A 7,250-nucleotide genomic window follows, 5' to 3' on the forward strand; every position below is an offset into this window, starting at 1 on the left:
GAAGTTATGGCCTATACCACCTTTTCACAAGTAAAAAACGACCAGTTAAAAGAACCGATGTTTTTTGGTCAGCCGGTAAACGTAGCCCGTTTTGACCAGCAAAAATATCCAATTTTCGAGAAATTGATCGAAAAACAGCTCTCTTTCTTCTGGCGTCCAGAAGAAGTTGACGTGTCCCGTGACCGCATTGACTACAATGCGCTACCGGACCATGAAAAGCATATTTTTATCAGTAACCTGAAATACCAAACGCTGCTGGACTCTATTCAGGGCCGCAGCCCGAACGTGGCGTTTTTACCGTTGATCTCCATCCCTGAGCTGGAGACATGGGTTGAAACCTGGTCTTTCTCTGAGACTATTCACTCACGTTCTTATACTCACATCATCCGTAATATCGTTAACGATCCGGCTGTCGTGTTTGATGATATTGTCACCAACGAAGAGATTCTCAAGCGCGCAAAAGATATTTCCGCTTATTACGATGATCTGATTGAGATGACCAATAATTATCAGTTATTTGGTGAAGGGACACATCAAATTGCAGGTAAAACCATCACTGTCAGCCTGCGTGAACTGAAAAAGCAGTTATATCTGTGCCTGATGAGCGTTAACGCGCTGGAAGCAATCCGCTTCTACGTTAGCTTTGCTTGTTCATTTGCTTTTGCAGAACGTGAGCTCATGGAAGGTAACGCGAAAATCATCAAACTGATCGCCCGCGACGAAGCACTACATCTGACAGGTACTCAGCATATGCTGAACCTGTTGCGCTCTGGTCAGGATGACCCGGAGATGGCAGAAATTGCTAATGAATGTGAACAACAGTGTTATGACCTGTTTGTTCAAGCTGCGGAGCAAGAAAAAGAGTGGGCAGATTATCTGTTTAGCGAAGGTTCGATGATTGGTTTGAACAGAGATATTTTGTGTCAATACGTTGAGTACATCACCAATATTCGTATGCAGGCTGTCGGGCTAAAACTGCCATTTGAAACGCGTTCTAACCCGATTCCGTGGATCAATTCCTGGCTGGTATCCGATAACGTTCAAGTAGCACCACAAGAAGTTGAAGTCAGTTCCTATCTGGTTGGTCAGATTGATGCTGAAGTTAACCCTGACGACCTGAGTGATTTTGAACTCTGATGACAAGCTATAAAGTAACCCTGCATGGTATGCAGGGTTATCATATTCACAGCTCTCCTGAGCTGCATAACAGTCTGCTGGAAGCGCTTGAACAAGGCAAAGTACAGGCTGAATACCAGTGCCGTGAAGGTTATTGCGGCTCCTGCCGTGTCAGATTGGTAAAAGGTAAAGTCGGCTATCCGCGTAAGCCACTGGCTTTTGTCAATGAAGGTGAAATTCTGCCCTGCTGCTGTCATCCACTCAGTGATATTGAGATTGAGCTTTAATATTCAAGTAGAATGGAACTCCTCAGCCCTACGCTCAAGCTCTGCAAGAAATGATGTCTTTGCGCTTCACTAGTCCTTCGCCACCATCAGGCTGGACAGGGAACTTTCGCCCCCGAGCTGCTGAACATGCCCAGCACACTAAACAAAAACCCGCTGAAAATACGGGTTTTTTAGTTTCAACAATATTTCAGGTGTTTTGAAAATTTTCGGCGCGGCCAACCAACACAACGAGAAACGATGTCCGAGCCAGCTCATGGGCATTAGGACTCATGATACTAATGATTTGATATTTTGACTGGTCACACCAGTGCCGCGTATAAACTAAATAACTGTTAGATTTTCGTGCAGCGGGCGGTAAATGACCAGGCCAAGGCGTTTCACCAGGCAGTTTGATGTGGATTTTAAAAACATAAGATTGACATAAAGATGCATGGTCTTCCCAGCGCCCTTCATCACCAAAAATAGCCGGAAGAGATCCGCCATTTTTCCAATCCTGCAAAATTTTCGCATATTGCCGGGCTACCGTGGGGATTTCGATATCTTTGTGAATAGAAACGTGGATCACCGCATCCCCTTTAGTAGAAAGCTGGGACTTCCAAACCTAAAGCGGTATGCTCGGCACGAATAAGCTCATGAACGGCATTTTTATCCATGTCATACCCTACACTTGATACTTTATTAGGAACATGAGTACTCTTAACGAAAGCAATAATTTCTTCTAATGTATAACGCAGGTCAGCAGAGGCCCGGCCAAAACGCGTAATCATGCTGCGTAGCTCAGTGCTGGTTTCAGGAACGGATGTTAACGCGACTTTTGCAGCTTTAATAAAATTAGCGCAGATAATAATGTTTTTAGTTAAGTAATGAAGGTTGTCCTTCGCAAAACTTGACATACTTTTATCGTCAATAGGTATACGCTTTGATTCCCACTCGGATCGCAGGTTTTTCAAATTGAATCGCATCCGATTAGCCATACTCGCGACAAAAGCGGTTGCTTCTTCGATAGGAAGAAAAACAATGGAATCATTAACCTGTTGTAATATAAATGTGTTTTTAGCGCTAGTGATAGCATCATGATACCCTATGCTATCCGCAGGTACAGGGGCCATAGCGATAGCCATTGCTGCTGCCATAGATGTGATTTTATTACTCATACATACCCCCTCTCAATGACAGTAATATCGAATATCTGCTCTATTGAATCATGTGTTCATCATTTTGTCGATATTCTGGTTTTTTCCTGTCGCAATACTCAATGATCTGTTTGAAAAATTCATCCATCCAATATTTACCATAAAAATTGCCTATTTATCAGTGAAATAAACCAAAGTGGCAAATATAAACTTATGTAAAATGAAAAATATGACCACCTCATTTTCAAGGTAAAAAATGATCCGCTATGAACGGGCTTATGTTAATCAAGGTCATCCCGGTATACCAATTATAAATGCTGTAAATCCGGCGATCAATTCACCAAATTTCTGGTGACAAAAAAATACTCTGGTCGAAAAGCTCACTAAATCACATTCCATCAGGCTGGTATTGACTATATCAATCAAAGACGATGACTGATTAGCGCAAAACAACTACCGTAAAAAATAGCCCCATTGAAATCGTCTGAATTAATATTGGGTAAAAATCATATCAACTTACTTGCTTCAAAAATAGAAAGCATGTTATATACATGAACATTCGAGATAAAAAATATGATAAACCAGATTTAAACTATAATCTTCATCAATATTTTATTAATAAACAATTCAATACAAATATATTAGGAAAATAAAAATGAAAAAAACAATAAAATGGGGAATTATTGGTTGTGGTGATGTTACTGAAGTAAAAAGCGGCCCTGCTTTTTATAAATTAGATAATTCTGAATTAGTTGCAGTAATGAGGCGTAACGCTAATTTAGCAGAAGATTTTGCTAAAAGACATCATGTACCTAAATGGTATTCTGATGCGAACTCACTGATTAATGATAAAGACATTGATGCCGTATATATTGCAACACCACCCTCTACTCATAAAGAATATACTATTTTAGCAGCTAAAGCGGGTAAAGCGATATATGTAGAAAAACCTATGGCATTAACATTCGAAGAATGTAATGAAATGATAGCGACTTGTAAATCTCAAAATGTCCCATTATTTGTTGCTTATTACAGGAGAGCATTACCGAGATTTTTAAAAATCAAAGAATTAATTGAATCAGGCGCGATAGGAACACCAAGAATAGTAAATTGCATACTTTATAGAGAGATAGAACCCTGCTATCAGGACCCTCATCATTTACCTTGGGTTGTTAAACCAGAAATTTCCGGTGGTGGGTTATTTGTGGATTTAGCATGCCATACTCTGGATATATTAGACTTTCTTTTAGGAAGAATTATTTCCGTTAAAGGGCATGCAAACTCGCAAGGAAATATTTATTCTGCGGAAGATTGCGTATCAATGTCATTTATGTTTGAAAATAATATTCAAGGTGTGGGTATATGGAATTTTGCATCGAATTCCAGACATGATAATGTTGAAATAATTGGCGACAAAGGAAAAATATCTTTTTCCACCTTTGGAAATTCAGCCATTTCATATTATGACCAGAATAATAAATTACACCAATTTAATATTGATAATCCGGTAAATATAGAAATGCCATTAATTAATACGATAATTAATGAATTACAAGAAAAAGGATTTTGCCCATCAACGGGAGAATCAGGTTCACGAACCAGTTGGGTAATAGACCAGGTATTAAAAGATTATAGAATGAAGAATTAAAAATGAATAAATCAGCTCTTAGGAGAAAATAAAAATCAAATATATATGAATTCATTAAAAATATCGGAAGTTAATAAATGATCTTAAATCCTTTATTAACTTCTTTTTAATTAATTTGAAGATATTCCATTTAGCTATAATTTCGTCTTCGATATTATCGGCAAGCTGTAGTTATCCTTAGGGCTCCCCAACTTGTGCAAGGTATTCCGTTGGTAAGCCTCTATACCACATGTAAGTAAACAGTTACCTAGTAATTATTACCTAACTCTCTATCAAGCAGATACCTGATAAATAGAGTTGCTATATTTATTGAACTGATCTAGATTAACATTTCCTAAGAAATTAATTAAAGTCAAGTGTTTAATTATAGGAGGCTATATGAGCGCTATGACAAGAATCAATATTACAGATCTTCCCGAAAGTCTGAGAACAGCGGTCAGAGAAGGCCAAACTGTTGTTATTAAAAAAAGTGGTAAAAAAATCGGGAGTGACATGGCTCAGGTAAGAACAGTGTCTAAACATCCTAAAATTCCTGGGAAAAGACCAATCGGCGTTCTCGGCAAATCCTCAAAGAAACTCAGACCAATTGGTGTATTGGTAGGAAAAATGTCAGTACCGACAGAAGAAGATTTTTCCAAATATGACCTCGAAATTCAGACTATGTTTGGAGAAGAGGACAAGTAAATGAGCTTTCTCTTAGATACACATATTCTTCTTTGGTATTTGATTGAACCTAAAAAATTATCAGACGAAGTACTTGATATTTTGAGAGATCCTGACAATGAGATTTATTTTAGTGCAGCGACTATTCAAGAAATAGCGATAAAAAAAAGACTTGGAAAAAATGACTTTGATTACGAGCCAAAAATAGTAGCAGACGCAGCAAAAAATACAGTTGGTTTTATTCCATTGAATGTGACAGTTGAGCATTCAATCAGCTATTACTATCTGCCATTAGTCGAGCACAAAGACCCTTTTGATTTAATGTTGGTTGCCCAAACCAAATATGAGGGAATGACCCTAATTACGAATGATGACAAGATATTGACACAATTCAACGACTCCTCAATTAAGCTTTTGAGCAACAAATAGCAGAATTCCCCAATTTAGGGGAATTTTATTTGTGAGATCTCTGGTGTCACTTCATACAAAAGTGAAAGTAACTCAAAATTATCACCAGAAAACAATAATTTTCTTGATTGAAGCAACTGTTGACGATACTTTTTCTATTAACAAATCTATCAATTTTATTTTATTCTTCCTAGAGCTGTTGTAATTAGGTTACCATGTTTGTCAACTAAAACAATTTTACTATTCATAAGGTTTATGCTTAACAAAACAATACCATATATTCTGTTTACCAATTATTTTATATAATAAATATCGCTATGATCAGTTACGAAATAAAACCTAGGATCTTTAATCAAACATAACTTCTACAACGTGAAAAAGCCAATCGTAATGCCGCACCCACTTCCTCAGGAGAACTATCTGCCGGAATGATGACATAATCAGATTCGACAATGCCTTTTCCTGTCCAAAGCTCAAGTTTCTCATGACCTGTAGGACGGATTGTGATATTTCCATCCAGCAATTGTATTCCACAGTTATGCATTTTTTTAAAAAGCTGGCGTCTTGAACGATATCGATGAAATCCCATAATCTCTATAACCCACTGATCATATCGTTCCTTTCTCTTTTCATTATCTAAAAAATCACCAAGACTCTCATAGGGAATAAATCGACTTTTAGAAAGAGCATTAAAGACCACAGCACCTAATTCTTCATCAGAAGTATCGGGAGGCAACATATGGTTACCTCCTAAAGGATCTAAATTAAGCGAACGATAACCGGAATAAGTTGTTACTGAGTAAAAATCACCATTAAATACGCATCTGGCATTTTTCCATCATTCAAAAATTTCACTCATTATTTCACCACTGTAGTTTTAGCGGTAAGGTTCATTTAATAACTATTTAAATCTTCTTGAGATAATCAGTGGACACATAATAGTGATTACGTGTCCACCTTAATTAACTCTATGAATCAAAGATCATGAATAATCAATGCAAAAATAAACTGTTACCTTATCGTCAAACATAACTTCTACAACGTGAAAAAGCCAGTCGTAATGCTGCACCCACTTCCTCAGGAGAACTATCCGCCGGGATTACGACATAATCAGATTCAGAAATACCATCTTCAGACCAGCCTTCCAATTTTTCATGGCGGGATGGCCGGATCGTTATTTGACCATCAAGCATACAGATACCACAGCTTAACATTTTCTTAAATAACTGCCGTTTTGAACGGTAATCATAAGATCCCATCATTTCGGTGATCCAATTATTATACTGTTCAGCATTTGCATCATGATCAAAATAATCCCCATACTTATCCAATGGGATTAGTCTGCTTTTTGATAAAGCATCAAGCACAGCCTTTCCCAACTCTTGATCAGATACAATTGGCTGTAATAAATAGTTACTTCCTGAGGGATCTGCTCCCAATAATCCATTGCCTGAATAGGTTTGTATTGAATAGAAATCACCATTAAATTTAACTCTTGCATTTAACCCTTGCTTGAAATTTTCGCTCATTATTTCACCGCCGTAATTTTGACATTAATACTTTTTTCTGCACCATAGACTATTGCCCGGTTAATCTGCTCCCACTGCTCTACTGTTGTTGTCTTCGGTACAGCAATACGAATTTCTCGTTGTGAAATTATCGAAGATGTTACCTCTTTACCATCTTTAATGTACCCTTGGAAATCTGCCGCTGAATCAATATTCCCTTTCATTGACGTATATATCTGCTTGGGATCTTTTATCCTTGCTGGTGTACGTGTATCTACAGTTTTAACACTAATAGCTGTACGTGTAGCAGGATCATAAAAATCAAAAGTTTTGAAATTCTCTGGCAACCGAGTACCTTTTGGCATCTGCGTAGCAACAAAATCCTCAAAAGGATACCCCTGCTTATAGTTACCTTCTCCCCATGCCATTTGAGTTTTACTACCATCTTTTTCTACCCGATACACATGACGGATGTCTACTGTTGGGT

Annotated in this window: 9 protein-coding genes and 1 pseudogene; 5 read left to right on the forward strand and 5 right to left on the reverse strand. The window is 37.7% G+C overall.

All coding sequences use genetic code 11. The features are described from left to right. The first annotated feature begins 6 nt into the window (after window positions 1-6). Window positions 7-1,137: a class Ia ribonucleoside-diphosphate reductase subunit beta gene (nrdB, locus tag C5469_RS16345; RefSeq protein ID WP_166308869.1), complete on the forward strand. Its 1,131-nt coding sequence runs from the start codon at window positions 7-9 to the stop codon at window positions 1,135-1,137. Further along, complete coding sequence (gene yfaE / locus C5469_RS16350; RefSeq protein ID WP_166308872.1) at window positions 1,137-1,403, forward strand: class I ribonucleotide reductase maintenance protein YfaE; 267 nt, start codon at window positions 1,137-1,139, stop codon at window positions 1,401-1,403. The genes nrdB and yfaE overlap by 1 nt, the downstream gene beginning before the upstream one ends. Window positions 1,404-1,590: 187 nt before the next feature. On the opposite strand, the gene C5469_RS16355 is transcribed toward yfaE, so the two are convergent. Continuing rightward, window positions 1,591-1,968 (reverse strand): type II toxin-antitoxin system YafO family toxin, encoded by a 378-nt coding sequence (locus tag C5469_RS16355; RefSeq protein ID WP_166308875.1) that lies wholly within the window; start codon window positions 1,966-1,968, stop codon window positions 1,591-1,593. Between the two features lie 10 nt (window positions 1,969-1,978). Next, window positions 1,979-2,557: a hypothetical protein gene (locus C5469_RS16360; protein ID WP_166308878.1), complete on the reverse strand. Its 579-nt coding sequence runs from the start codon at window positions 2,555-2,557 to the stop codon at window positions 1,979-1,981. Between the two features lie 634 nt (window positions 2,558-3,191). Here C5469_RS16360 and C5469_RS16365 point away from each other — a divergent pair. The 3 genes from C5469_RS16365 (at window position 3,192) to C5469_RS16375 (ending at window position 5,276) form a co-directional block, all read left to right on the forward strand. Beyond that, on the forward strand, window positions 3,192-4,184 hold the full coding sequence (locus tag C5469_RS16365; protein ID WP_166308881.1) for a Gfo/Idh/MocA family protein: 993 nt from the start codon (window positions 3,192-3,194) through the stop codon (window positions 4,182-4,184). 378 nt (window positions 4,185-4,562) lie between these two features. Next, window positions 4,563-4,868, forward strand: coding sequence for a hypothetical protein (locus C5469_RS16370; protein WP_166308884.1), 306 nt, complete (start codon window positions 4,563-4,565; stop codon window positions 4,866-4,868). Next, complete coding sequence (locus C5469_RS16375; protein ID WP_166308887.1) at window positions 4,869-5,276, forward strand: type II toxin-antitoxin system VapC family toxin; 408 nt, start codon at window positions 4,869-4,871, stop codon at window positions 5,274-5,276. Between the two features lie 331 nt (window positions 5,277-5,607). On the opposite strand, the pseudogene C5469_RS16380 reads toward C5469_RS16375, so the two are convergent. The 3 genes and pseudogenes from C5469_RS16380 to C5469_RS16390 all read right to left on the reverse strand — a co-directional run. After that, window positions 5,608-6,114 (reverse strand): annotated as a pseudogene (locus C5469_RS16380) (contact-dependent growth inhibition system immunity protein). A gap of 163 nt (window positions 6,115-6,277) precedes the next feature. Next, on the reverse strand, window positions 6,278-6,784 hold the full coding sequence (locus C5469_RS16385; protein WP_166308890.1) for a contact-dependent growth inhibition system immunity protein: 507 nt from the start codon (window positions 6,782-6,784) through the stop codon (window positions 6,278-6,280). After that, window positions 6,784-7,250: endonuclease toxin domain-containing protein (locus C5469_RS16390; RefSeq protein ID WP_479687572.1), on the reverse strand; the 467-nt coding region annotated here is incomplete at its 5' end. The genes C5469_RS16385 and C5469_RS16390, both read right to left, overlap by 1 nt.

The sequence above is a fragment of the Photorhabdus cinerea genome, assembly GCF_011189575.1.
Taxonomy (GTDB): domain Bacteria; phylum Pseudomonadota; class Gammaproteobacteria; order Enterobacterales; family Enterobacteriaceae; genus Photorhabdus; species Photorhabdus cinerea.